This window comes from Bacillus marinisedimentorum, from assembly GCF_001644195.2.
Taxonomy (GTDB): domain Bacteria; phylum Bacillota; class Bacilli; order Bacillales; family Bacillaceae_O; genus Bacillus_BL; species Bacillus_BL marinisedimentorum.
Genome location: NZ_LWBL02000005.1, coordinates 42,657 through 68,283, shown reverse-complemented (window position 1 = coordinate 68,283; position 25,627 = coordinate 42,657). Strand labels below are relative to the sequence as shown.

Here is a 25,627-nt window from a genome sequence, read left to right as displayed (position 1 = left end):
TTTAAGAGAGAGGTGAAAGAATGGAAAGCGAATTTCCAATGAAACAGATTGTCGACGGACAGGGAAATATTACGGATGATTCATATAAGGATTCAGTGACAAAAGAACGTGCCCGGGATTTTTACAGCAAGCTGCTGCGCCTCAGGACATTTGACCGGAAAGCGGTCAGCCTCCAGAGGCAGGGGCGCATTGGCACATATGCCCCTTTTGAAGGACAGGAAGCTGCCCAGGTCGGAAGTGCGAGTGCGCTTCAGGCGGATGACTGGATGTTCCCGACCTACAGGGATCATGGCGCCATGATGACTTTCGGCCAGCCGCTTGCCACCGTTTTGCTGTTCTGGAGCGGCCGGCCGGAAGGATGTGTTCCGCCGCAGGACCGGAAGATTTTCCCGCCGGGTGTCCCGATCGCCACGCAGCTTCCACATGCAGCCGGTGCCGCATGGGCGGAAAAAAAGAGAGGATCGAACAATGTGTCAATCGCTTACTTCGGGGATGGGGCCACTTCGGAAGGCGACTTCCATGAAGCGCTCAACTTTGCGAGCGTTTTCAACTTGCCGGTCGTTTTCTTCAACCAGAATAATGGCTATGCGATATCCCTTCCGATCAAAAAGCAAATGAAGTCGAAAACGATCGCCCAAAAAGCGGTCGCTTACGATATCCCCGGCGTACGCGTTGATGGGAATGACGTGTTTGCCGTCAATGCGGTGACAGAAGAGGCGCTGGAGCGGGCCCGCAAAACAGGGGAACCGACGCTGATCGAAGCGGTGACCTGGCGTTACGGCGCCCATACGACGACGGATGATCCGACAAAGTACAGAAATCAGGCGGAAAGCGAGGAACGCCGGGGGGCAGCAGATCCGCTGCTGCGCATCGAGCGGCTGATGAAAAATAACGGCTGGTGGGATGATGAATGGGCCGCAAATGTGCAAGATGAGATTGCGGCTGAAATCGAATTGGCCATTTCCGAAGTGGAAGCTGTGCCGGAAGCAGACCCGGCCCTTATGTTCGATCATGTCTTTAACCGGATGACCTGGACAGTCGAGCAGCAAAAGGAAGAGTACACAGCATTGCGGAAAGGAGAGGTGCTATGAAAGCCGCAGTTGAAACGAAAAAGCTGACAATGGTGCAGGCTGTCACCGATGCCCTTGAGGTTATGCTTGCAGAGCATGATGAAGTCCTGCTGCTCGGCGAAGATGTCGGCAAAAACGGCGGGGTTTTCCGGGCGACGGACGGGCTGATGGAAAAGTTCGGTGCCGACCGGGTCATCGATACGCCGCTCAGTGAATCAGGCATCGTCGGGACATCGGTCGGGCTGGCGGCTGCCGGTTTCCGTCCTGTCGTGGAAATGCAGTTTCTCGGCTTTATTTATCCGGCTTTCGAACAGGTTGCGACCCATGTCAGCCGCATGCGCTCAAGGACACTTGGCCATTTCACCATGCCGATGGTCATCCGGGCGCCATATGGGGCAGGGGTGCGGGCACCGGAAATCCATTCAGACAGTGTCGAAGCCCTATTCACCCATATGCCGGGGATTAAAGTCGTCTGTCCTTCCAACCCGTATGATGCAAAGGGGCTCTTGATATCCAGCATAGAAGATGAAGATCCGATCCTGTTTCTCGAACCGATGAAAAGCTACCGGGCCGGCCGCATCGATGTGCCGGAAGGGAAGTACACGGTTGAAATCGGAAAAGCGAGCCGCGTGCTAGAAGGAGAGGACATCACGATTTTTGCGTGGGGTGCCATGATTCCGCTTGCGGAAAAGGCCGCGGCCGAACTGAAGGAAGAAGGTATCAAATGTGAAATCATTGACCTGCGCACCCTCTATCCGCTTGACCGGGAAACGATTGCCGAATCCGTGCAAAAAACAGGCCGGGCCGTCATCGTCCATGAAGCCCAGCTGACAGGCGGTGTTGGCGCAGAACTCATCTCGCTGATCAATGATACGTCATTTTTATATTTGAAAGCGCCGATTGCCAGAGTTGCAGGCTTCGATGTCCCTGTCCCGGTTTATGCTCTCGAAGATCATTATCTCCCGGACAAAAAGCGCATCAAGCAGGCGGTGCTTAAAACGATGGACTTTTAGGAAAGGGGGAGAAAGATGGTTGAAGTAAAATTAACCGACATTGGTGAAGGGATGACGGAAGGCGAAGTGATCAGCTATTTCGTGAAGGTCGGCGATGAAGTCGCCGCCGACCAGCCCCTTCTTGAGATCCAGACAGACAAGATGACGGCAGAAATCCCTGCACCTGCAGCCGGTAAAATACGTGATATTTTAATCGAGCCGCAAAGTACCGTGAAAGTGGGTACGCCTTTACTGATCCTGGATACTGGAGTGGCGGAGAAACCGGCACCAGAAAAGCGGGAGGCCGGCCAGGGGAAGACCGGGCACATGACAGTGAGCATCAAACGGAGCCAACCGGGCCGCCGTGTTCTGGCCGCACCGTTCACTAGGAAAATTGCCCGTGACAACGGCATCGACATTGAAAATGTGGAAGGGACGGGAACCGGCGGAAGAGTGACCGATGATGATGTATACCGCTGGATCGCAGACCATGCCGGAAAGGAAACAGAAGATGGGGTTTCAGAAGGACCTGCACTGAAAGAAAACGCGCCGGAATCTGAAAACGTCCCATCACCAGCCGGAAAGCCGGAAACCGAAACGCTCAACATGGTAGTGGAGGAACAAAAAGCTCCGGAGCAGCAGACCATTCCATTCAGGGGACGGCGCAAGCAAATCGCCCGGAAGATGGCAAAATCGCTCTACACGATACCGCATGTGACCAATTTTGAAGAAGCGGACGTCACGGATATCCAGGAACTGCGCGAAGAATGGAAAAAACACGGCAAAAGGATTTCAATGACGGCTGTGTTCGTTAAGGCAGCTGCCATTGCATTAAAAGATTTTCCTGTTTTCAATGCCAGACTTGATGAAGAACATGAGCAAATCATCCTTGAAAACCAATACCATATCGGGGTGGCGGTAGACACGGAAGATGGCTTGATTGTGCCGGTTATCAAACATGCAGACCGCAAATCGCTGTCCGCCATTCATACGGAACTGAAAGCATTGGTGGAAAAAGCCCGAAACAACAAGCTGAACATGACAGAAATGACAGGCAGCACGTTCACAATCAGCAACGTCGGCCAGACAGGCTCGACCGGGGCAACACCGATCATCAACTATCCTGAAACGGGCCTGGCGGCTTTCCATAAAACGAAAAGACGGCCGGTAGTGAACGATAGCGATGAAATCGTCATCCGTTCCATGATGAACGTATCCATGAGTTTCGATCACCGTGTTGCAGACGGGGCAGCTGCGGTAGCCTTCACCAACCGGCTCGTGGAACTGATTGAGCACCCGAATCTAATGATGCTGGAGATGGTATAAATGGTCGTTGGCGAAATCGCCGAGGAAAAAGAGGTTGTCATCATCGGCGGCGGGCCGGCAGGATATACCGCAGCCATCAGGGCGGCCCAGCTTGGCCTTGAAGTGACATTGATCGAGAAAAACCAGCTTGGCGGCCTGTGCCTCAACGAAGGCTGCATCCCTTCCAAAGTGTTTGCCCATGCTGCCCAAAAAGCCTGTGAAAAAAAGCACCTTCAGGAAATTGGGCTGGAGATGCAGGGAAGCGGTATCGACCTCGACCGGTTGCAGGCATATAAGGAAAAAGTAGTCAGCCGCCTGAGAAAAGGGGTGGAAGGGCTGTGCCAGGCGAACAAAATCGAAGTGATCAACGGAACAGCCTCCTTTTTATCGGAAGACCGGATCGGCGTTGAAAGCGGCATGAAATTTGAGGTGTTCCGCTTCAAGCATGCCCTTGTTGCAGCCGGTACGGAAGATCGTGTGCCGGAAACAGTGCCGCTTGATGGCAAGCGCATCCTCAGCATGCGCCAGGTGTACCGCATGGTTGAAGTGCCTGAATACCTTATTATTGCCGGCAGCGGTTATCAAGCGCTGGAAACAGCTTTCAGCTTCAGGGCGGCCGGCGCACAGGTCACCCTTCTGTATCCAGACGAAAGGCTTCCTTATGATTCATCCATCAGCCGGGAGCTCGAACGGAATTTGAAAAAGCAGAAGATAAAACTGATCAAAGGCGCCAAAATAAATCAGGTTTCCGCCTTTGAGGGACATGCTGAAGTCAAGTATAGAGCAGGTGAAGGTGTTCATACGGTCGCCGGCAGCCAATTCTGTACCGAGACGGCACGCCATGCAAATCTGGAAAAACTCGGCCTGAACCGGCTTGGACTACGCCAGACGGAAGAAGGCCTGCTCGATACCGACCATGAAGCACGGACCTCGGTATCATCCATCTTTGCGGCGGGTGACATTACAGCCGGCCCTGCCCTGGCGGTAAAAGCGATTAAACAGGGGAAAGCGGCTGCAGAGGCCATGGCAGGCGGCAAGCCGGAAGTGGACCTTACCTTCATGCCTGAAGTCATCCACGCTATTCCGCCGGCAGTATCCGCAGGCATGACGGAAGAAAAAGCCCGGAAGCACTACAGCAATCCGAGGATCGGCCAGTTTTCCATGGCAGGCAACGGATATGCTGCAATCAATGGGGAGACCGGCGGATTTGTAAAAATGATCAGTGATCCGGAAACAGATGCCATCATAGGATTCCATGCAGTCGGCCCGGCAGCTGTCGAGATGCTGGCAGCAGGCACACTCGGCCTCGAGATGGCAGCACGGGAGGAGGATTTCCGATTCCCTCTTTACGCACACCCTTCTTTTAATGAAGGGATTCTTGAAGCGGCAGAAGCGCTGAAACAGGAAGCAATTCATATGGCGCCTGCAAAAATAAAGAAGGAACCGGTCGATTCCAGGTAAGGGATCACCGGTTCTTATTCGTGTTCAAAAAAGGAACAGAAGGAAGTTGAACATTGAAAAGGGGTGTTCTTTGATGACAAATAGCAAAATGAACCCTAAAGTTGATGAATTTTTAACGAAAGAAAAAAAGTGGCGGGAAGAATTTGAGAAATTGAGAACGATCCTTCTTGACTGCCAGCTGGCCGAGGAATTGAAGTGGGGTGTTCCCTGTTACACGTTTCAGAGTAAAAACATCGCTTTAATACATGGTTTTAAAAACTACTGTGCAATTTTGTTTTTCAAAGGTGTCTTATTAAAGGATAATCATGATATTCTCATTCAACAAACGGAAAATGTACAGGCAAGCCGGCAGATTCGGTTCACCAATATGCAGCAAATAGATGAAATGGAAACCATCTTGATAGACTATATTAACGAAGCCATTGAAGTTGAAAAATCCGGTTTGGAAGTGGAGTTTAAAAAGGATGCAGAAATTCCCCAAGAACTCCAAAAAAAATTTGATGAAAACCCTGAATTGAAAACGGCTTTTGAATCATTGACGCCGGGTCGGCAAAGAGCATATATCCTTTACTTTTCTAAGCCTAAAAGACCGAAAACCCGTGAATCAAGGGTTGAAAAATATATGCAGCACATTTTGGATGGAAAGGGATTAAATGATAAGTGACGCTCCCAGTCCTACAGTGGGTACCGTCAGGAAAATGCGGATTTATAACGCTAAGCTCAGTTTCCTGACGGTTCCCCATTTTTAACAACATTAAGAAAGTTTTAGTGATCTTAAAGAATCTAATGAGAAACCACTTTCTCCGGATTAAAATGGTATTCTCATAGAAAATTTATATGTTCCCACCCTAAAGGTGACATATGGTGCAATAAGTCTTCATTAAAACTACCTGCTCATTTTTGATATTCAACAGCTTTTGTTAGATCTAGATTATTCCAGATACTGAAGGCATTGGATCATTTATTTAAAGCACCGGCCCTTTGAAGCTGATGCTGTATGGTTTGTTATAAAAGAGAGTTTTCTATTCCCTGTTACCAACAGACAATTATTATTTAGACAATACGTACATAAACCATAACTATATGGGGGCGAAGTGATGAAAGCTGGTTGGGAACGATCACATGATTTGATAATGCCGGACATTAAAACGGCTGGTATTATACTAAAACCATTTTTAAAAGAGAAACGAATCAACCAAATCGAGCCATTAAGTGGTGGATTAAACAATTCAAATTTAAAAATTACAACCAATACTGACGAAAATTATGTTCTTCGAATATATAGTAATAATAATAAAAGCATGGATATAGAAAGAAAAATCCTGAATCTTCTAAAGGATGTAATACCAGTACCCCAGGTTATATATAACGATTCCTCTTGCTCTGTTTTTAAATACCCTTTTTTAATATTAAGTTGGGTTCAAGGGGTTCAACTTTCTGAAATTTTATATAGGAGAAATAAAAAGGAAATAGCATGCGCAGCAAATGAAGTTGGAAAATTTTTAGCCGAAATTCATAAAAATAAATTCCCTTTTCCTGGTTTTTTTGATGAAGACTTAGGCATACAGGAATTCATAAAACTCGATGCAAATAAATTCTTAATGTATATAGAAGATAGTTTAGCAAAAGGACATGCTGCTAAACATTTAGGAGTGGATTTATCTAGCGAATTATGGAAGTTTTCTAATGATCATGCATACCTTATTGATCATATTGGTGAACAAAATTCCTTAGTACATAGTGATTTCAACCCATTAAATATTCTAGTGAACGAAAGAGAAAGTAAAGTAAATATAACTGGTATATTGGATTGGGAATTCGCTTTTAGTGGCTCACATTTAATCGATATTGGAAATATGTTGAGATATGAAAATGCAACCGATCCCGAGTTTCTAAATCCATTTATCTCAAGTTATCAAGATAATGGTGGGTTCCTACCTGCTAAGTGGCTGCAGAAAGCTAGGTTGTTAGACCTGATTGCATTGTGCGGACTATTAAACAAAAAAGAATGCGGAGAAGTAAGAGTAAATGATATACAGGGACTAATTTTTAATACTATGGAAGAGTGGGACAAATATGGATCAGTACAAGCCAATTTTGTTTAACATAGTTGGCAGAGTAAATAACGTGTTTCCAAGTAATTTATCATAAAAGAGTAATTTTCCAGAGTAAGGAAAAGCCCGATTTCTCCTAATACTGAGAATTGGGCTTTTTAATATAGGAATAATATAACGTTGTAAATTCGCATTTTCCTGACCTGCCCCTAAAGTAAAGAACCAACAAAACGAAACCAATCCCAAACAGGATCGTAAGGTAAAAGAAGGGGAGTGATAATATGATATTCATAGTCTTTGGTATTGCTGTTCTTGCGCTTATCTTAGTCCTGGCATTCGCAAATAAATTCACGCCTAATTCGGAAGTGATGAACAGTTTCAAGAAAGCGGGGTTTAAGAAAATCATCATCTCTTTATCCGTTATTTCTGCCGGCCTATTCTCATACGGCATTTATGATGAATTAACGGATGACCCCCCTTCGCTGGCTATTCAAGTAGAAGGAGAAAATCCTACTGTATATGGGGATATCGGTGAATTCGGCTACTATTCAAATACGCAAATTAAGAAAGATGCAGAAGCAGAGATTTATTTTGTATCCTGGAAGGAGCTGGATTTAGAGCATACACAAGTAGATGTCCGCTACCCTTCCGGTAAAGAAGAGATATGGGAAACCGAATTGTCTCCTGTGGAACAAGCAGCTGAAGCATCCCTGGAAGAGAAACATCAAATACATGGCGTCTTTAAAGTTTCCCCATATACATTCGAGGAAAAGGGATTGGTGCAGGTACGCATCATGAATGTGGAAAGCATAGTGAAAGAGGATTTAGTAGCTGATTTTTATATAGAGGTTGAATAACAGCAATTTTATCGGTGTTTTTTATAGGAATTATCCTCCAAATGCAGAACTAAAATGGAGACCAATCATTTGAGGAGGAGATGTTTTGATTAACAGAGTTGGCCAAATTATGCTGTATGTCAATAACCAGGACGAGGCAATCGCGTTTTGGACCGAAAAAGCAGGTTTTAGTGTCATTTCTGATCAGAACGACGGCGGGGGGATGAGATGGATTGAAATAGCTCCGTCCAAGGAAGCGGAAACAAGGATCGTGCTTCACAATAAGCAATTAATCGCTGAACTGTCACCTGATTTAAACCTTGATACACCTTCCTTAATGTTTTTCACAAAAGACCTCGAAAAATTACATGATGATTTATCGAGCAAAAGCATCACGGTTGGGGAAATTGTGAAAATGCCTTCCGGAAGAGTATTTAATTTTGCGGATCATGAGGAAAATTATTTTGCTGTAATGGAAAGTAAGTGAACCCGACTGGTTTATCCCCCTGATTCATATTCTCTTCACTATACAAGCCTTCCTTCAAGGAACTAGTTATCTAATCTTATAGATTGTCCAGGTGACCGTTTGCTGAGGTTTTCAACTTCCTATTAAAGGAAAAAAGCAAGTCGGTACAGAAAATGAATATAGTGAAGAGGAATGTTTTTTGATGGAGGGAGTCATATGGAAACAGGTTCTTTTTATACCTGGCTTCTTTCAGAAGCGGAAAAGCCGTTCGCCGGCTGGAATTTTGAATATGTAGCGAAGACGGGGCGGATGGATAGCGAGCTGCTCCCCTGGAGTTATGCAAGTAAAATCCTGCCGTTAATCAAAGAAGCCCAGTCGATGCTTGATATGGGGACAGGCGGAGGCGAGTTCCTGACAATGATGCAGCCCCTGCCCGCCGAAACTCATGCCACTGAAGGGTACGCCCCTAACGTGCAGGAAGCTGCCCAACAGCTTGAACCGCTGGGTGTCCACGTCCATGCGATTGACCAGGATGAACATCTTCCATTTGAAGACAGACGTTTTGACCTTATTATAAATAGGCATGAATCCTATCATCCGGAAGAGCTGTTCAGAATATTGAAACCTGGCGGACTGTTTGTCACCCAGCAGGTCGGCGGCAAAGATAATCTTGAAATAAACCGGATGCTCGGGGTTGAGGAAAACTTCGGGTACGGATTCTGGAATAAGAAATATGCAGTCGAAGAGCTGAAACTGAATGGGTTTGACATCCTTCAATCCCAGGAAGCATACCCTGCCGAACGGTTCTACGATGTAGGTGCGCTTGTCTATTATTTAAAGGCGATCCCTTGGCAAATCCCTGATTTTTCAGTTGAGGCCTACCTTCCGCAGCTTGAAGAAATTCACACGATCATTGAACGGACCGGTTATTTTGAATGCCATGCCCACCGATTTTTCATTATGGCAAGAAAGAAGTAGTCATATAGATGCCTGCCCCCTGATATTATTGCTTTTTTCGGTGATACGGTGCCCCTTTTTCTCTTCTGTTTAAAATACTGCCCTTCTGTCAACAATGGGAAAAGAAACGGATGAGGAGGGGCAGTTTGTGAAAAAAGTGGCAAGTATAATCAGTTTTCTATTTTTATTAACAGCCGCTGCCTGTTCGGAATCGACTCCCGAACCGGTGGATGTTGATCTTTATAATGATGTTGGAGATACAATCGGCACGGCTGAAATCCAGCCTCAAAATAAAGGAGTAAAGATAAAATTAGAAGTATCAGGAATTGAGCCGGGTGTGCATGGCATTCATATCCATGAAAATGCCGAGTGCGAAGGGCCGGATTTCAAATCGGCAGGTGCGCATTTCAACCCTGAAGATAATGAACATGGCCTGATGAATACTGAGGGGCCTCATGCCGGAGATTTGCAAAACATCAAGGCGGATGAAGAAGGCAAAGTTGATGTTGAACTCACAGCTGAAAATGTGACACTGGAAGAAAATAAGCCGCATTCATTGCTTCGGGAGAATGGTACCTCCGTTGTCATTCACGAAAAAGCGGATGACGGCATGACTGATCCTGCCGGCGATGCCGGTGAGCGGGTGGCGTGTGGTGAAATCGTGAAAAAAAATGGAGATTAAAAAAAGGCTGGCTCATTTGATGAGCCAGCTTTTAATGTGATTATGAGATGGATAATGTGCTTATGGTTTTAGTTCCCGACATGTTGACGCTGGGTCACGGTTACGGGATTGTACACTCGTATCCGAAATCCGGCCGAAGTGAGTTTTTGGCCACTGAATGAAGAATCAGTGACCGTGTAAAAGAAACCAACTATTCAGCAGCACTTTCCATCCCGCTCACAATCCGCTCCAGTCCCTCTTTCAGCGTGCTGCGCGGGCAGGCGATGTTGATGCGGAGGAAGCCGCGCCCGCCTTCACCGAATATATGTCCCTGGTTCAAGGCGATTTTCGCTTTCTTCAACATGACGCTTTCCAGTTCTTTATAATCGAGGCCGTATTTACGGAAGTCCATCCATACGAGATACATGCCTTCCGGTTCGATGACATCCACTTTCGGCAGTTTTTCTGCAATGAACTCTTTTAAAAACTCGAGGTTGCCTTCAAGATATGAAATGAGCTGATCCAGCCACTCATCGCCATGATTATACGCCGCTTCCATTGCAGCTGCGCCGAATGAATTGAGCATTCCGATTCCCTGTGTTTCAATCTCATCAGCGAAGGCACCCCTGTGTTCTTTATTCGGCAGGATGATGACGGATGTCTGCATGCCGGCAAGATTGAATGTTTTACTTGGCGCAATGCACGTCACCGTCTGCTGTTTGAACTCCTCCGACAGCGATGCGATCGGTATGTATTTGTTGCCGTTAAGCATCAGGTCGTAATGGATGTCATCCGAAATGATGATAACGTCATTATCGACGCAAATGCTTCCCATTCTCTCAAGCTCTTCCTGGTTCCATACTCTGCCGACAGGGTTATGGGGATTGCTCAGGATGACCATCTTAAGGGCAGGGTCTTTTGCCTTTTGTTCGAAATCCTCGAAGTCAATTACATAGCGCTTTTCTTGTTCCTTGTAAACAAGCTCATTTTGCACCAGTTCGCGATCGTTTTTTTCAACCATTTTGAAAAACGGGTAATAGACAGGCGTCTGGATCATGACTTTATCACCGGGTGCTGTCAGCGCGCGGACGAGCGTGCTCAAAGCTGGAACAACACCGGGGCTGAATTTCATCGATTCTTTTTCAACTTCCCAGCCATGTCTTTTTTTCAGCCAGTGGGCGACTGCATCGTATGTAGAATCGGATTGCATGTTATATCCATAGATTTTGTGGTTTACCCGTTCCTGGATTGCTTCGACAATCGGCTGGGCCACTTCAAAATCCATGTCGGCAACCCATAGCGGCAGCAAATCTTTTTCGCCGAAACGCGCTTCATTTGCATCCCACTTGATGGAGTTGGTATTGCGGCGGTCAACCACTTTATCAAAATCGTATTTCATCGAATACCTCCTGTTTGTAAACTATTTATTTTTCCCGTTATGACAATTGTAGATTTTCCTTTCATTTCCGTAAAGCAACAGGCTCGGGATTCATCTGCAATTCTTTTTCCTGCATTCCACTTGACTGTAAGAATAGCACTGTTTTCTGACTATATGCTATGATTGGGGAGGAGCATGCTGCACACAGATCAAGCAGCATGTTTTATCATGAGTTCAACAGGTAAAGTAAAGGCAAAGGTGATCGCAATGAGTGAAAATGATAAAATTTTAGCGGTCCTGGCAGACTGGGACCCGCTTGGCTACGGAAAAGGAAGCTATGAAATGGAATGGGCTGATGTTTTGCAGGCAGTCCATGAGTGCCCGGGTGCGGCGCAAATCGCCGAACGGATCCAGGGCATTTTCCATTTCTCATATGATGAGCATATTCCGATGGATAGATGCAGGAAAACCGCCGAAAAACTGGTGGAAGCAAGAGAAACGACATCCTGCGATATTTAACGGTTTAAATGGGAAGAAAGGTTAAGGGAGGCTTCGGAAGACGTGAAAAAAATCACTTTTACCGGCGGCGGTTCAGCCGGACATGTAACGCCTAACCTGGCAATCATTTCAAGGCTGAGGGAAAAAGGCTGGGAGATATCATACATAGGATCGAAGGACGGCATCGAAAAAGACATTATCGAGCGCACCGGCGTGCCGTATTACGGCATTTCAACCGGGAAGCTGCGCAGATATTTCGATTTAAAAAACGCAAAGGATCCATTCAAAGTCGTAAAAGGGGTGGGGGATGCTTATTTTCGGCTGAGGCGCCTCAAGCCTGATGTCATATTTTCGAAAGGCGGCTTTGTGTCCGTACCGGTTGTCATCGCGGGAAAATTGCTTGGTATTCCGGTCTTTATCCATGAATCGGATATTACCCCGGGCCTTGCCAACAAGATTGCGGTGAAGTTTGCTACCAGGATATTTGTCACGTTTGAAGAGGCAATTGCCCATCTTCCGGCTGACAAAGCGGAACATACCGGTTCGCCGATCCGGGAAGAAATTTTTAATGGGAGCAAGGACGAAGGACTGGAGTTTCTCGGTTTTCATGCAAATAAGCCGGTCGTTACGATCATGGGCGGTAGCCTCGGCTCGAAAAAAATCAATGATGCGGTGAGGGGATCGCTGGACCACTTGCTGGACCGTTTCCAGGTCGTCCACTTATGCGGAAAAGGAAATGTGGACAGCAGCCTAACAGGGCGGGAAGGATACCGGCAGTTCGAGTATGTAAGCGAAGAATTGCCGGATGTCCTGGCCGCAACAGACCTCGTCATTTCACGGGCAGGCTCGAATTCAATCTTTGAATTTCTGGCTCTCAGAAAGCCGATGCTGCTTATCCCGCTTTCCCGGCAGGCAAGCCGCGGCGACCAGATCCTTAATGCGAAATCATTTGAAAAGAAAGGCTTCGCTTCTGTCCTCGAAGAAGAAGAGCTTACATCCGAATCATTGCTGGAGCGGGTGGAAAACCTTTATGACAACAGGTTTGAATATAAAGACAGAATGCACCAGGAAGCAAAGCGGGACAGCCTGGACGAAATCATCCGCCATATCGAAAACGCTTAGGGTACGGTTCGGACGGGCAGGGGTATAGTAAAAAAACGGAACAGCGCAGAATGCTGTTCCGTTTTTGCTGACGGAAAACGGTATTAAAGTGTGGAGATATCAAAGCCGCCTTTTTCCCATGCCGGGAATCCGCCCTTAAGTATGATGGTGTTAAAACCTGCCATTTTTAGTACTGCAGCAGTCTGTGAAGCAGTTTGTCCGGAATAGCAGACGACTGCGACTTGCTTATCTTTCGGAATTTCCGCCATCTTTTGTCCGACCTGCGCAAATGGAATGTTCACCGCTCCATTGATGTGCCCCTTCGTGAAGTCCTCAGGGCTACGGATATCCAGAATGAAAAGCTGGTCGGCAGCAAGGCTGACTTGCTCGTTCATTTTTTCCACATCGATCATGTTCACATTTTCAGGGAGGTTGTTGAAGTACGCTTCTGCTGCTTCAGCAATGATAGCCGTTTCATCGACAACAGGCTCTGCTGTTGCTTCTGTATTTTCCGCACTTTCTTCAGCTGCCGCCGTATCATCTGCAGGCGCTTCCGCCTCTTCATCACCGCTGCAGGCTGTAAGGAACCCCGTCAAAGATAAAGACAGCACCAGCATCATAAGTAACGCTTTTGATTTTTTCCACCACATCTTGTTTCCCTCCGTTTTCGTTCAAAATAATGTTCAAACCCCAAAACAATGTCCGGACAACCAGCTTGCACCCCCCTTTAATTGGACTGCATGCTATGAATTGGACAACTTCATTTATGATTATACATTGCTGATATACCTTGCGGAGTAGGGCAGAACCATAGTTTGAGAAGTATTCACATGCTAAAGAATTTTTTTGGAACATTATCTTTGAACACAGATTATTTGTTGTTTTAACACATATGGATGCTATAATTGGCAACTTCGCATAGAAAAAGACAGGTGAGAAAGCAGCGGCTTCCTTTCCTGTTTTTTCCTAAATAGAAAATGAGCAGTTTCTCACTGCTCATAGCTGCATCCTGTTCCGAAAATGTTCCTATCACTTTCAAGTTTAGGTTGTTGGTTTTAAAGTTATCACTCCACATTTCTCCAATGCTTTCCGATAAGGAAAACTTAATAAAGCTACTTCATAGAAGATGCCGGTTCAGAGAGATAATCCGGTTTACCAAGCGCATAACCCTGGCCTAATGGGATACCGATATCATGGATGAATTCAGCAACCCGGACATCTTCAATCCCTTCCATGATCAGTTTTGTTTTAGGAGAAATAGACTGGACAAAACCTTTTAGGAAGGTCTGTTTACTACGATTTTTCAGAAGATTTTCAGCAAGGTACTTGTCCATTTTAATATAAGAAGGATTCAGCTCGAACAGCCGTTCAAAAGAAGATGATTCCTTCCCGAAGTCGTCTATTGCAATGGAAAACCCGTGCTTTTTCAGTTCTCTCACTTGCTTTTTAAATAACTGCATATCCGAAATTTTTTCAGCTTCGCTTATCTCAAACACCACCTGGCCGGCAGGGAATTTAAGTTTCCATTTCAATTGCAGGATTTCTTTTAAAAATCGCTCATCCATAAGGGTGGAAGGGAAGACATTCACGAACAAATGACACTTCCTTGTATATCCATTAAAAAATCTGACCACCGCCTGGTATACGGATCGCATATCCGCTTCATTCAAACTGTCATGGTTCGATTTTTCTTCAAAGTATGCTTCAGGGCCCATTTGCTGACCGGTTCGCAGGAGCGCTTCATATCCGTAAATTTTGTTGGCATCAAGATCATAAATCGGCTGGTACAGATGGTAAAACGTGTCCTTAAGGCTTTGATTTGCCTGCAAAGCCATCCCTCCTCTCAAAATAAAAAAGATATCCACGTGAAAAAAGCACACACGAAGATATCTCTTGTAATGTGTCTTTTTCGGCGGCCCGACTACCGTAGAACAATACCTTAGGTTCGTAGCTTTGCGTCCCTGCTTTTCAACAGGTTTGCCATTATCGAAAGTCACGATATTATTTAAATATTAATACATCCTACTTCAATCCTATATATCGACATAATTATTCATTTGTTTACCTCTTTTTATATAAAAAATGTTAAAAATAAAGTAAAAAAGAACTAACGAAGATTCGAGAGAGCAAGTCGTAAAATGAAAACTCCCTCTTGCTATAAAAGAGGGGGCCTACTTTGAGTCCGTGAGATTCCGGTTATCTATTTCGTCTCGCAGCAGTTCTATAAACTCTTCGGATAAATTGAATTCAAGTGCTATTTTGTAAGCATCCAGTAATTCCTTCCAATCCAACAATTTCAAACTATTCAAGCGATTCCCTCCTGTTCGTTAACCAGTAACAATTTTACACAATCCTTTCGAGGGCAATATGAACCAATCGTTAATCATATGTATTTGAGCTGATCACGGAGTTCCTTACCGACAACTGTAATCAAAACGTTCGCAAGCGGACTGCATTTGTTTAGGGCTTTTGAGGGTTGTAACTTCATGTTTTGCAAAAAACAAAGAACAGCTGTGATGAAGTGATCTCCCTCAGCACTACGCTGAAAACCGAACCTGTTAGTGGAATGGTTAAAGTTTGTTGTTGATCATTCGCCATACAGAGTAAATACAAAAAGAATGGAAACCATTGAAGAGAAAAGTGTAATTAATAGAGGGAGTTTAATGAGCCAAATTTATGGGAGTTATACTTTTGCTGCTGAATAACAGCATTGACCTTTAACATGCCCATTTTTTAAGATAAGAGGATTTTTGATATCAAAGAAGAATATATTAACAATAATTATTTATTGTGATACGATAAATAATGTCTTGAAATCATATTAACGCTAAATAAGCGAGGTGCTTTTTATGAAACATGGTTCACCCCTTTTTTTAAAGATAGCTGTTTTTCTTATTGGGACTCCAGTTCTTGCGTTAAGTGTATTTGGGTTGGTTTGGTTAGCCGATCATCCTGTAAATCCCGATTATGCCTATATACTGTATCCCATAGTAGCAGGTTTGTATGTAACAGTAATACCGTTTTACATTGCATTGTTTAATGCGTTCAGGCTTTTAAGTTATATTGATAAGAACGAAGCTTTCTCCCAAATTTCTGTTAAAGCTTTAAAGAATATAAAATACTGTGCAATCACAATCAGTGCCTTTTATGTGATAATGATGCCATTCGTTTTTCTCGCAGCAGAGCTGGACGATGCCCCGGGTCTCATAATAGTCGGAATGGTCCCTATCTTTGCTTCAATGGTGATCGCAGTATTCGCTGCTGTTCTTCAAAGGCTTTTACAAGAGGCGATTATTATAAAATCAGAAAATGACTTAGTGGTCTGAGGTGATACCAATGGCAATCATAATCAACATTGATGTGATGCTGGCTAAAAGGAAAATGAGCGTGACGGAACTTTCTGAGAGGGTTGGAATAACAATGGCAAACCTTTCAATATTGAAAAATGGAAAGGCAAAAGCAATCAGGCTTTCAACGTTAGAGTCAATTTGCAAAGCATTAGAATGCCAACCTGGGGATATTTTAGAATACAAAAATGATGAAGACACAAAAGGATAAACAAAACATAGCAAGAAATGAAAATGAACCTGGTAAAACAGCAAGGGGTTCCGATAAGATCACAAAGTGAAAAAGCCTTAGAATAACTCCATCAGCAAGAGAAGGCCGACTCAATTAACGGAGTCGGTTTTCTAATTCGAAACAATGTCATCTTCAACTAAAGTACCGTTTAGCGGAATGAATAGGATAGTGTCTACTGGAACTTACCTGTACCTTTCCGCTGCAGGCTTTCGCTTACACTACGTGCCACAAGTGCGGCATCCGTCCCTGTTTCCCACCGATCGCACTCACGGTGTCGCCTTCGCCGCCGCGTCTTTCATCAAGTGCAAAACAACATCCTCTTTTGCGCCGTTTAAACTAATGGTTATCTAGTCGAAAAGGAAATAAAACGATTTTCCACTGCAGACACTACCCTATAACCACATTAAATACGGTGCAAATCTTTATTCACACAAACTTTCAGGATTTTTCACAATTGTTTGCTATTCTGTGGCTAGACCAATATCTGGATGGTAGATTATATGAAGATAATAAAGTTATTTAAAAGAAGAAAAGGCGTTGAATTGAGCCCTGTTCTGATAAGCGGTTTTCTTTTCGTGTTTTCATTCTTTTTCCAGACAACGGCGGCTGGTGCCGAATCGGTTGTCAGGCTGCAGCCGGGCGATTCGGTTCAGCAGGCGGTCGATCAGGCGGAAACCGGTGACCGGATTGTGCTGGAAAAGGGGACATACCGCGAAAACGTGACGATTTCCAAATCGGTGGTCCTTGAAGGGGAGAAGGGCGCTGTCATTGACGGGGGCGGAAGAGGCAGCATCATAGAAATCATCTCTGATCACACGATTATAAAGGGATTGACCCTTTTGGCAAGCGGACAGACTGGGAATGATGCAGGCATCCATGTATCCGGAGCACACAATGTAATTGAAAACAACACGCTGCAGCGTGTCCATTTTGGCGTATACGTAGAGGAAGCCGAAGGCAACGTCATCCGGAATAACAGGATAAACGGTTATCCTGTCCATTTTTCCAGGCGCGGCAACGGGATTCACCTTTTCAAAGGATCCGGCAATGAAGCATCCGGGAATGAAATTACAGGCATGCAGGATGGCATTTACTTCGATTTTGCCAAAGAGAGCAAAATTGAAATGAACCAGATCAGCGATTCGCGCTACGGTCTCCACTTGATGTTCGCAGAAGGCGGCGAAGCTGAGGGAAACACGCTGTCTGAAAATATAACCGGCCTGATGGTCATGGGAACGAAAAATATTAAGTTCGAGCGGAACACGGTGACCCGCCAGTTAAATTACCGGGGGTATGGTGTCCTTATCTTCGATTCGGAAAAGATCGAGCTGCTGAATAACAGAGTGGAATATAACAGCACTGGGCTGAGCCTGCAGGATGCCAGGGATAGTGTCATCAAAGGGAATCTCTTTGCCGGAAACCATATCGGCATCCACTTAAAAGACGAAAACAGCAGAAACATGGTGAGTGGAAACCGGTTTACCGGCAATGTCGTCCAGACGAAAATTGTGGAACAGAAAGAACCGCTTGATGACGGTTCTTCAGGGAATTACTGGGATGATTACCGCGGATTCGATACAGATGGAGACGGCATCGGTGAAATTCCGTATGAATCTGGAACGATGTATGACCGGCTCGTTTTTGAAAACCCTGAGCTGCAGTTTTACTTTGAAAGCCCGGCAATCAAAATGTGGGCAGCTGCTGAGAAATGGATGCCCTCCCTTGCGTCTGAAAAAGGTGTGGACAGATATCCGCTGACAAATCCGCCGGGAGAAGAAGAGGACACAGTTCAAGAAGGGCCGAACCGATGGCAGATCGGCATCCTTTCAATCATACTGTTGTTGCTAACGGGTGCAATTGTGTATGGGAGTGTGAAAAGATGAGAATTCTAAAGGTTGGAATCGTGATGATTGCTGCAGTTTTGTTTATCCTTGCCGGCTGTGGAAAAGAGCAGAGCTATGAACCGGAAAAAATAAATCCTGATATCGATGCATGTATCGTCTGTAATATGTCGGTTGCCCATACCGATTATGCGACACAGCTCATTCTCGAAGATGGGACCGTCCACAAGTTCGATGACATCGGCTGCATGATGGAATATATTAACGGGGAAGGCAAGGAGGAAGAAATCAAGAAAAAGTATGTCCGTGATGTGGAGACAGCGGAATGGGTTGAACTCGAAGAAGCGGGGTTTGCCTACGATGAAGATTTTTGGACGCCGATGGCTTATGGTGTGCTGTCATTCGAATCGGAAGAGAAGGCAAAGCAATATATTGAACACGAAGGCAAGGGCCGGCTGCTGAGTTATCAGGAAATAACAGATTTTGATTGGGAAGGCCACTGATATGTGGACGATTGCCAGGCAGGAGTTGCGCATCATCCTGCGCAGTAAATGGATATTCAGTTTTGCCTTCTTATTCGCGCTTCTCGCAGTCATCATTACAACCTTTGGGGCTGCCGGCGCAGAATCAGGATATACAGGTTTCAACCGGACGACCGCCAGCCTCTTGAATGTCTCCCTTTTTCTTATCCCGCTGCTGACTATGCTTGCCGGCAGCACAGCGCTGGCCGGTGAAAAGGAAGATGGCGGGCTCGGGCTGCTGCTTACGTATCCAGTCAAGACAGGAACAATTATTGCGGGGAAGTATATCGGCATGTTTCTGGCTTTGTTTGCTGTGATCAGCTTCGGCTACGGCGTTGCCGGAGGAGCTGCAGCGATAGGCGGGGGCAGCGTTTCATTGCCGTTTTTTCTGTTGTTTTATTCGTTTTCCGTCCTGCTGATCCTCATGTTTTTATCTATCGGATTTGCAGCGGGAACGATTGCAAAAACGCGTTTTCACGCACTTGGATTGAGCGTGCTCCTATGGGCGGTTTTTGTGCTTTTTTACGAATTTGGCGTTATCGGCCTGTCAATGGCTGCCGGAAAAGATATAATCATTCCGCTCTTTTCCATCTCCATTTTGCTCAACCCCGCCGAACTGGTAAGGGTTTGGACGATTATTGCAATGGGGAGCGGAACAATTTTCGGGCCGACTCTTTATGACCTTGCCATATGGTCTGACAGTCAATGGGGACAAGCTGCATTTGCAGCTGCGGCGGCAGTATGGATTGCAGTGCCGCTGCTCGCAGCCGGCTATTCACTGAAACGGGGGATCCATCGTGGCTGAAAAACCGATGATTAACGTAGACAAAGTAAAAAAACGGTTTAACCGTGAAAATATAATCGGCGACGTTTCCTTTACAGTTGAAAAAGGGGAAATATACGCCCTTTGCGGCGGAAATGGAGCCGGAAAAAGCACGGTCATGCAAATGGCGACCGGCCAGCTGGCCCCTTCAGAGGGATCCGTTTTCATAAATGGGTTCAGCAGCAAAAACAACAGCCGGGAATATAAACGGTTATTTGCATACATGCCTGATGCGATGCTGTTTCCGAAAGTGTTGACAGGTTATGAGGTTCTGGCCTTTTTTGGGCAGCTGGCCGGAGCGGAGACCGGCAGAGTGGAAGAATTATTGAAAAAGACGGGACTCTGGGAGGACCGGAACAAAAAAGTGAAGGCCTATTCAAAAGGGATGCAGCAGCGGCTTGCCCTTGCCCAGGCCCTCATTCCGGGGGCCGACGTCCTCATTCTCGACGAACCGACAAATGGACTGGACCCTTACTGGGTTAAAATCTTCAAGGATATGCTGCGAGAAGAGAAACAAAGGGGAACGGCCATTTTGCTATCTTCGCACATCCTTGCAGATGTTGAAGAAGTCGCCGACAGAGTTGCGTTCATGAAGGATGGGCAAATCCTGGTGGAAGGCACAGTAGAGGAGCTCAGCATCCAGGATGGGATAAGGCGGAGGCTGGAGGATGTATTTTTTGATTCGATTGTGTCTTCCTGACGGGAGATTGCTTCCCGTGCTTATAATCAGAGCTGGGCCTGCAATACAGGCACGGGAGACTGATTCCCGTGCCTATAATCAAAGCTGGCCCAACAATACAGGCACGGCCGATTGCATCTCGTGCCTATAATCATAGTTGGGCCAACATTACAGGCACGGTAGACTGCTTCTCGTTCTTATAATCAGAGCTGGCCCTACAATATAGGCACGGCAGACTGGATTCCGTGCCTATAATCAGAGCTGGGCCTGCAATACAGGCACGGCCGATTGCATCTCGTTCTTATAATCAGAGCTGGCCCAACATTACAGGCACGGCAGACTGGGTATGATAGTTTGCTTTCCCGAACCAGTTTGTCAGTAAAAAAATCTACGAATCGAATTATGATTGTTTCTTAGTGAATAGAGTATTTATAACTGAGTGGATTGGAGCGGAAGGCGAATGCCTGCATCGGAAAGGAACGGGCAATCTCTAGAATAGGCTGGCTCTCATAAATTAGGATTTAAATAATTATATTTCGAGTTTGTCAAACGCAACCTGGAATTGAAGAACTATATCTGTGAACATGACAGTTGTTAGCCCCTCCTGTCACTTTTTTCTTGCCGGGTTATAATGGAACATATCGTTTCAGGAGGGGAAAAGAATGTTTTTATTGGAAGTTGAAAATGAAGTCGCCCTGAAATTCCCGGATCACCGTGATGCTGGTGAACTCTTTAAAGCGGTGGATACTGACCGCCGTTATCTGCGCGAATGGCTGCCGTGGGTGGATAGCATGAAGAATGAAGAAGATTACGTGCCGGTCATTGAGATGTGGCTGAAACAGTACGCGGCCAATGATGGATTTCAAGCGGCGATTCTGCACAAAGGCGCGATTGCCGGGATGGCAGGATTCCTCAGCATTGACTGGAACAACCGGAAGACGGCAATCGGGTACTGGCTTTCTGAAGACAGGCAAGGAAAAGGAATCATGACAAACGTTTGCCGGAAGCTGACAGACCTGGCTTTTGTCCATTACGGATTAAACCGAGTAGAAATTCAATGCGGCACTGATAACCTCAAAAGCCGTGCGATACCAGAGCGGCTCGGTTACACAAAAGAAGGCGTCGTCCGTGATGGCGAGTTCTTGTATGACCATTTCCATGACCTGGCCCAGTACAGCATGACAAGGAAGGACTGGGAACAGCACAATAAAGAAGGGAGTTAAAGACGAATACCGAATTATTGTAAAAGAGGTACATAGTTTTACAGGAGGGAAGACAAGTGAAAAATTCAAATGTCATGAAGTGGGTGACCGGCTTTCTGGAAGCGCTGCTCGGCATCCCGATAATCGGCGGTACGATTGTTCTTTCTTTTTTGTATACCCCTCTATTCATTATGCTTATTTTGCATATCATCACACTATACTTAGTCAGCAAAGAAGGGCTTGGCAGCGGACACAAAACAGGCAGCATCCTTGGCATTGTCACCTCCTGTATTGCCTGGATACCATTCGTCGGAATGACCATGCACATCATCACGGCTGTCGTACTGCTGCTGAGTGCAGCGCGTCAGAGTGCCGAATCCGGAAAGCAGGCCGCTTAATAACACTTGAAAAATGGGGAGTTGAACCGGACATCATATCGTCCGGTTTTTTGTTGTTAAGGAAATTATAAAATTTTTGCGAGGTGGTTAAAAAACCAGAAGGGGTCATCCAGCTTCAGGCGCCAGCGGCTATCGTCATAAACGGTGGGTGAGAACCCCTCCGGAAGGAAAAACCACCTTCCAGCAGGCATCCCCGCTTACGCCTGCAACACCGCAAAGGGGCGTTTTTCTTATTAGGGAAGTAAGACAACAGAGTGTGAATTTAAGATATTAATAAGGAGAGCCGAATAATTTTCTATAGAAATCAAAAGGACAGGCCGTTTATCGGCCTGTCCATTTATCCATAATTAAAGGGAAGGGGGAAGAGATTCGTCTGGTTACTTCAGGGTCAATCAGCAGATAAAAGCTGACAGCAGGTTATCAGACTTATTTTGTTATGCTTTAACCCAGTATGCGGCACCGTGTACAGCAGGAACCGGCGGAAAACGTTCGCCTTCCTCCAGGTTGACAACCATGTCGGTATCAGCCTGCTTACGATCGCCGTTTTCACCTTCATAGCTTTCAAACTTGTAATCACCTGATTCAGGTGCGTCTTCTCCAGTTTTCCAGCGTTCTGCCAATGTGATTACCTCCTCTTTAAACAAATTTGTTCACAGTCTATATTCCTTCATTTAAGGGACAATAAACGAGGAGGCGGCAAATGTAAATCGGCTGTAACATTCACCGGTGCCCTTTTGGTTGACAGAGGGGGTGGTGCGGGCGTTAAATGGCTTTAAGCCGATACAGTAATGCAAGCTGGAGAATAATTGAAATGATGTTTGTGGCAGACAGAAAAGAGGGTGACCGATGAAAAAGAAACAATTTGCAATTCTCGGACTCGGCCAGTTCGGCGGGAATTTGTGCATTGAATTAAGCAAGCTGGATGTCGAGGTTCTTGCTGTGGATAAGAATGAAGAAAAAGTAAATAAGTATACGGATGCCGTAACACAAGCATATCAGGCAAACGTAATGGATGAACCAACCTTGAACTCACTGGGCATCAGAAACTTTGATTATGTCATCGTTTCACTTGGGGAGAATATCGAAGCGAGTATCCTGACAACCTTGCTTTTAAAAGAAATGGAGATAAAAAACGTCTGGGTCAAAGTCCATAACGATTATCACCGAAAAGTGCTTGAAAAGATAGGCGCAGACCGGATCATCCACCCGGAAAAAGATATGGCTGTCCGGATTGCCCACCATATCGTATCAGAAAAGATCATAGACTATATTGAGCTTTCAAAAGATTACAGCATTGTTGAAATTGCAGCAAATAAAAACATCGACGGCAAGCAGCTGTATGAACTGAATGCGAGGACCAAATATGGTGTTACAATCATAGCCCTGAAAAATCAAAACGGCATTATTGTATCGCCTTCAGCTGATGACATCGTGCATAAAGACGATATCATCGTGACGATGGGGCATAATCAAGATCTGGAAAGATTTGAGCGGAACGGGATTTGATGAGGTTTTTCCGGGGCTGTTGCGGGAGCTATAAAATACCGATGAGAGAGTTAATGCTGTAAGGAGTAAAAACCAGGCATTAACCCTCTAAGGGAATGCCTGGTCCGTTATGCCTACTTGCAATCATATTGGTGTAAATTACATTTTGCCTTTCATCATACCTTTCCAGTAAAAGATCGGAAGCAGATTTTTCTTCAGAAAGTACATGGAGTACCGTTCCTTTGCCTGATTGAATGGGAAGGTTTCTTTCGGATTTTTATCATAGTCAAATTCTGCGAGAACAAGTTTTCCTTTTCCTGTAACAAGCGGACAGGACGTATAGCCGTCATAGCGTGCAGTGAGCGGCACATTCTTGCGCCGGCTCAACAGATTCTTTACAACGACAGGTGCCTGCTTTCTGATTGCAGCTCCTGTTTTTGATGTCGGCAGGTTAGACGCATCGCCAAGGGCGAAAATGTTTTTAAACTTTTTATGCTGGAGTGTATATTGATCAACATCGACCCAGCCGGCTGCATCGGCAAGCGGGCTGTTTTTAATAAAGTCAGGCGGCGCCATCGGCGGGGTTACATGGAGCATATCGTAGTGGACCGTTTCAGTTTCGCCTGTCTGCATATTTTCAAAGACTGCTTCTTTGTTGTCAGGCCGGACTTCAACGAGGTTATGCTGGTATTTTGTTTTGATGCTTTTTCGTTCGATTACCGTTTCAAGCGTTTTCCGGTACTTGTCCACCGCAAAAATGGCGGGATCAGCCGAATAGAACATAATATTGGTGTTATCTCGGACTCCCCGCTCTTTTAAAACATCATCAGCCAGATACATGATTTTTTGCGGGGCGCCTCCGCACTTGATCGGTGTGTTCGGATGGGTGAAGATGGCGTTTCCGCCTTTGAATGTTTGCAATGCTTCCCATGTTTTTTCTACATAGCGGTAGTCATAGTTGCTGACAACACCGTCTTTCCCTATGGCATCTTTAAGGCCTTTTACCGCTTCCCAGTTCAATTTAAGGCCTGGCGCTGCTACGAGATAGTCGTACTGTATTTTCTTTCCGCCTTTTGTCAGCACAAGCTGTTCTTCAGGAATAAAGCTGTCTGCGGCATCCAGGATATGATGGACACCTTTAGGAATGAGTGACTTCTGTTTACGCATAGAAGCATTTTTGTTTAAAATACCGGCTCCGACCAGAGTCCAGATTGGCTGATAGTAATGCTCGTCAGCCGGATCGATAATCGCGATTCCTTCAGGATTCATCTTTTTTGCAAGCTGAGCGGCAACGGATAATCCTGCTGTGCCCCCTCCAACGATTACGACCTGATATTTTTCCATTTTCCCCATCTCCCCTTAATTTAGTGAAAAATACATCTACCCCTACGTGTATTATTACTAATTCAACTATACTAACAGTGGAAAATATATTCAATAAAAACGCTTTCAATATTCTAAAAATTTCATAAGTTTGTTGCGTAGAATCCGGGTTTTCCCGTGTGAACGGGGTTATTTTACACCAGATTTTTAGTTTTTTATGCGGCACCAGGACGTTTCCGCGCAATAACTCCGGGTAATCAAGCCAGTGCTTTGTGCACCATAGGGTCAGAGGCAGGTTTCGCGCGGTAAGCTCGTATTTTTATGCCAAACATTACCCATTTTACGCCAGTATTCTGTGTGCTATAGGGCGGGGGGCAGGTTTCGCGCCAAAAGCTGGGATATTCACGCCAAACTTTACATCTTTCACGCGGAACGGGGCAATTTCACGCCAAGTCTCCTGGTTTTCACGCCGCAGCATCTGTTTCGCGCGGTAACATCTCCTATTCACGCCGGACCACCCCGGTTTCACGCCGTATTCTGTGCACTATACGGCCGGGACCTGTTTTCGCGCCAAAAGCTCGTATATTCACGCCAAACCTTACATCTTTCACGCGGAACGGGGACAATTTCACGCCAAGTCTCCTGGTTTTCACGCCGCAGCATCTGTTTCGCGCGGTAACTTCTCCTATTCACGCCATACCACCCCGGTTTCACGCCGGACCAGCCCGGTTTCACGCCGTATTCTGTGCACTATACGGCCGGGACCTGTTTTCGCGCCAAAAGCTCGTATATTCACGCCAAACTTTACATTTTTCACGCGGAACGGGGACAATTTCACGCCAAGTCTCCTGGTTTTCACGCCGCAGCATCTGTTTCGCGCGGTAACTTCCCCTATTCACGCACTACCAACTGTTTTCACGGTGATCTCTGTGCACCATAAGGCCAGGCCCAGGTTTCACGCCATGCCCTCCAGGTTTCTCACCAGTATTCTGTGCAT

The 25,627-nt window shown here is 45.8% G+C and carries 29 protein-coding genes, 1 pseudogene and 1 riboswitch; of the genes and pseudogenes, 21 read left to right on the top strand and 9 right to left on the bottom strand.

The genetic code is table 11. The features are described 5' to 3' along the window. Positions 1-20: 20 nt before the first annotated feature. The 5 genes from pdhA (at position 21) to A4U59_RS00760 (ending at position 5,492) form a co-directional block, all read left to right on the top strand. A complete protein-coding gene (gene pdhA / locus A4U59_RS00780; protein WP_070119390.1) occupies positions 21-1,091 on the top strand; it encodes a pyruvate dehydrogenase (acetyl-transferring) E1 component subunit alpha in 1,071 nt (356 codons plus the stop codon). Continuing rightward, positions 1,088-2,083, top strand: coding sequence for an alpha-ketoacid dehydrogenase subunit beta (locus A4U59_RS00775; RefSeq protein WP_070119389.1), 996 nt, complete (start codon positions 1,088-1,090; stop codon positions 2,081-2,083). Before pdhA ends, A4U59_RS00775 begins: the two co-directional genes overlap by 4 nt. A gap of 15 nt (positions 2,084-2,098) precedes the next feature. Continuing rightward, complete coding sequence (locus tag A4U59_RS00770; protein ID WP_070119388.1) at positions 2,099-3,388, top strand: dihydrolipoamide acetyltransferase family protein; 1,290 nt, start codon at positions 2,099-2,101, stop codon at positions 3,386-3,388. After that, positions 3,389-4,828: a dihydrolipoyl dehydrogenase family protein gene (locus A4U59_RS00765; RefSeq protein ID WP_070119387.1), complete on the top strand. Its 1,440-nt coding sequence runs from the start codon at positions 3,389-3,391 to the stop codon at positions 4,826-4,828. A gap of 73 nt (positions 4,829-4,901) precedes the next feature. Then, the gene (locus A4U59_RS00760) at positions 4,902-5,492 is read left to right on the top strand and encodes a YdeI/OmpD-associated family protein (RefSeq protein WP_070119386.1); all 591 of its coding nucleotides are present in this window, start codon (positions 4,902-4,904) and stop codon (positions 5,490-5,492) included. Between the two features lie 90 nt (positions 5,493-5,582). Here A4U59_RS00760 and A4U59_RS22130 read toward each other — a convergent pair. Further along, a pseudogene (locus A4U59_RS22130) lies at positions 5,583-5,833 on the bottom strand (Tn3 family transposase); the annotation flags it as partial. 92 nt (positions 5,834-5,925) lie between these two features. Between A4U59_RS22130 and A4U59_RS00755 the strand changes: the two are divergent. From A4U59_RS00755 to A4U59_RS00735, 5 genes are all read left to right on the top strand, one after another. Then, positions 5,926-6,933: a phosphotransferase family protein gene (locus A4U59_RS00755; RefSeq protein WP_070119385.1), complete on the top strand. Its 1,008-nt coding sequence runs from the start codon at positions 5,926-5,928 to the stop codon at positions 6,931-6,933. A 230-nt stretch (positions 6,934-7,163) separates the two neighbouring features. Further along, the gene (locus tag A4U59_RS00750) at positions 7,164-7,739 is read left to right on the top strand and encodes a hypothetical protein (protein ID WP_083270579.1); all 576 of its coding nucleotides are present in this window, start codon (positions 7,164-7,166) and stop codon (positions 7,737-7,739) included. 85 nt (positions 7,740-7,824) lie between these two features. Continuing rightward, the gene (locus A4U59_RS00745) at positions 7,825-8,205 is read left to right on the top strand and encodes a VOC family protein (RefSeq protein ID WP_070119384.1); all 381 of its coding nucleotides are present in this window, start codon (positions 7,825-7,827) and stop codon (positions 8,203-8,205) included. Between the two features lie 195 nt (positions 8,206-8,400). Then, the gene (locus tag A4U59_RS00740; protein WP_070119383.1) at positions 8,401-9,162 is read left to right on the top strand and encodes a class I SAM-dependent methyltransferase; all 762 of its coding nucleotides are present in this window, start codon (positions 8,401-8,403) and stop codon (positions 9,160-9,162) included. A gap of 127 nt (positions 9,163-9,289) precedes the next feature. Next, a complete protein-coding gene (locus A4U59_RS00735; RefSeq protein WP_245680462.1) occupies positions 9,290-9,823 on the top strand; it encodes a superoxide dismutase family protein in 534 nt (177 codons plus the stop codon). Positions 9,824-10,013: 190 nt separating this feature from the next. On the opposite strand, the gene A4U59_RS00730 is transcribed toward A4U59_RS00735, so the two are convergent. Next, positions 10,014-11,201, bottom strand: a complete 1,188-nt coding sequence (locus A4U59_RS00730; protein WP_070119381.1) for a MalY/PatB family protein — start codon at positions 11,199-11,201, stop codon at positions 10,014-10,016. A 207-nt stretch (positions 11,202-11,408) separates the two neighbouring features. On the opposite strand from A4U59_RS00730, the gene A4U59_RS00725 reads away from it, so the two are divergent. Together A4U59_RS00725 and A4U59_RS00720 are read left to right on the top strand one after the other, a co-directional pair. Next, entirely contained in the window at positions 11,409-11,699 is a 291-nt protein-coding gene (locus A4U59_RS00725) for a DUF1871 family protein (RefSeq protein WP_245680461.1), read from the top strand. A gap of 42 nt (positions 11,700-11,741) precedes the next feature. After that, positions 11,742-12,800: an undecaprenyldiphospho-muramoylpentapeptide beta-N-acetylglucosaminyltransferase gene (locus A4U59_RS00720; protein ID WP_070119380.1), complete on the top strand. Its 1,059-nt coding sequence runs from the start codon at positions 11,742-11,744 to the stop codon at positions 12,798-12,800. 83 nt (positions 12,801-12,883) lie between these two features. On the opposite strand, the gene A4U59_RS00715 is transcribed toward A4U59_RS00720, so the two are convergent. The 3 genes from A4U59_RS00715 to sda form a co-directional block, all read right to left on the bottom strand. Continuing rightward, positions 12,884-13,429: a rhodanese-like domain-containing protein gene (locus A4U59_RS00715; protein ID WP_070119379.1), complete on the bottom strand. Its 546-nt coding sequence runs from the start codon at positions 13,427-13,429 to the stop codon at positions 12,884-12,886. 462 nt (positions 13,430-13,891) lie between these two features. Beyond that, complete coding sequence (locus tag A4U59_RS00710) at positions 13,892-14,608, bottom strand: EAL domain-containing protein (protein WP_070119378.1); 717 nt, start codon at positions 14,606-14,608, stop codon at positions 13,892-13,894. A 79-nt stretch (positions 14,609-14,687) separates the two neighbouring features. Beyond that, positions 14,688-14,771: riboswitch (cyclic di-GMP riboswitch) on the bottom strand. Between the two features lie 179 nt (positions 14,772-14,950). Beyond that, positions 14,951-15,070 (bottom strand): sporulation histidine kinase inhibitor Sda, encoded by a 120-nt coding sequence (gene sda / locus A4U59_RS20700; protein ID WP_245680460.1) that lies wholly within the window; start codon positions 15,068-15,070, stop codon positions 14,951-14,953. A 558-nt stretch (positions 15,071-15,628) separates the two neighbouring features. Here sda and A4U59_RS00705 point away from each other — a divergent pair. The 8 genes from A4U59_RS00705 (at position 15,629) to A4U59_RS00670 (ending at position 21,822) form a co-directional block, all read left to right on the top strand. Then, on the top strand, positions 15,629-16,105 hold the full coding sequence (locus A4U59_RS00705; RefSeq protein WP_070119377.1) for a DUF2975 domain-containing protein: 477 nt from the start codon (positions 15,629-15,631) through the stop codon (positions 16,103-16,105). Between the two features lie 10 nt (positions 16,106-16,115). Next, complete coding sequence (locus tag A4U59_RS00700) at positions 16,116-16,337, top strand: helix-turn-helix domain-containing protein (protein ID WP_070119376.1); 222 nt, start codon at positions 16,116-16,118, stop codon at positions 16,335-16,337. A 521-nt stretch (positions 16,338-16,858) separates the two neighbouring features. Then, entirely contained in the window at positions 16,859-18,241 is a 1,383-nt protein-coding gene (gene nosD / locus A4U59_RS00695; protein WP_157888103.1) for a nitrous oxide reductase family maturation protein NosD, read from the top strand. Continuing rightward, complete coding sequence (locus A4U59_RS00690; protein ID WP_083270574.1) at positions 18,238-18,702, top strand: nitrous oxide reductase accessory protein NosL; 465 nt, start codon at positions 18,238-18,240, stop codon at positions 18,700-18,702. Before nosD ends, A4U59_RS00690 begins: the two co-directional genes overlap by 4 nt. Continuing rightward, a complete protein-coding gene (locus A4U59_RS00685) occupies positions 18,683-19,525 on the top strand; it encodes an ABC transporter permease (RefSeq protein WP_245680459.1) in 843 nt (280 codons plus the stop codon). The genes A4U59_RS00690 and A4U59_RS00685 overlap by 20 nt, the downstream gene beginning before the upstream one ends. Further along, positions 19,518-20,243, top strand: a complete 726-nt coding sequence (locus tag A4U59_RS00680) for an ABC transporter ATP-binding protein (protein ID WP_245680458.1) — start codon at positions 19,518-19,520, stop codon at positions 20,241-20,243. Before A4U59_RS00685 ends, A4U59_RS00680 begins: the two co-directional genes overlap by 8 nt. 641 nt (positions 20,244-20,884) lie before the next feature. Next, on the top strand, positions 20,885-21,445 hold the full coding sequence (locus tag A4U59_RS00675; protein WP_070119374.1) for a GNAT family N-acetyltransferase: 561 nt from the start codon (positions 20,885-20,887) through the stop codon (positions 21,443-21,445). A gap of 56 nt (positions 21,446-21,501) precedes the next feature. After that, complete coding sequence (locus A4U59_RS00670) at positions 21,502-21,822, top strand: hypothetical protein (RefSeq protein ID WP_211274888.1); 321 nt, start codon at positions 21,502-21,504, stop codon at positions 21,820-21,822. 434 nt (positions 21,823-22,256) lie between these two features. Here A4U59_RS00670 and A4U59_RS00665 read toward each other — a convergent pair whose 3' ends face one another. Next, complete coding sequence (locus A4U59_RS00665) at positions 22,257-22,442, bottom strand: YjzC family protein (protein ID WP_070119373.1); 186 nt, start codon at positions 22,440-22,442, stop codon at positions 22,257-22,259. 226 nt (positions 22,443-22,668) lie between these two features. Here A4U59_RS00665 and A4U59_RS00660 point away from each other — a divergent pair, with 226 nt between their 5' ends. Then, positions 22,669-23,328, top strand: coding sequence for a potassium channel family protein (locus A4U59_RS00660; RefSeq protein ID WP_070119372.1), 660 nt, complete (start codon positions 22,669-22,671; stop codon positions 23,326-23,328). Between the two features lie 138 nt (positions 23,329-23,466). Here the strand turns inward: A4U59_RS00660 and A4U59_RS00655 are convergent, their stop codons facing one another. The 3 genes from A4U59_RS00655 to A4U59_RS21565 form a co-directional block, all read right to left on the bottom strand. Next, a complete protein-coding gene (locus A4U59_RS00655) occupies positions 23,467-24,660 on the bottom strand; it encodes an NAD(P)/FAD-dependent oxidoreductase (protein ID WP_070119371.1) in 1,194 nt (397 codons plus the stop codon). A gap of 495 nt (positions 24,661-25,155) precedes the next feature. Next, positions 25,156-25,323, bottom strand: coding sequence for a hypothetical protein (locus A4U59_RS21950; protein WP_211274886.1), 168 nt, complete (start codon positions 25,321-25,323; stop codon positions 25,156-25,158). Further along, complete coding sequence (locus A4U59_RS21565; RefSeq protein WP_169823880.1) at positions 25,316-25,489, bottom strand: hypothetical protein; 174 nt, start codon at positions 25,487-25,489, stop codon at positions 25,316-25,318. Before A4U59_RS21565 ends, A4U59_RS21950 begins: the two co-directional genes overlap by 8 nt. Positions 25,490-25,627: the final 138 nt, after the last annotated feature.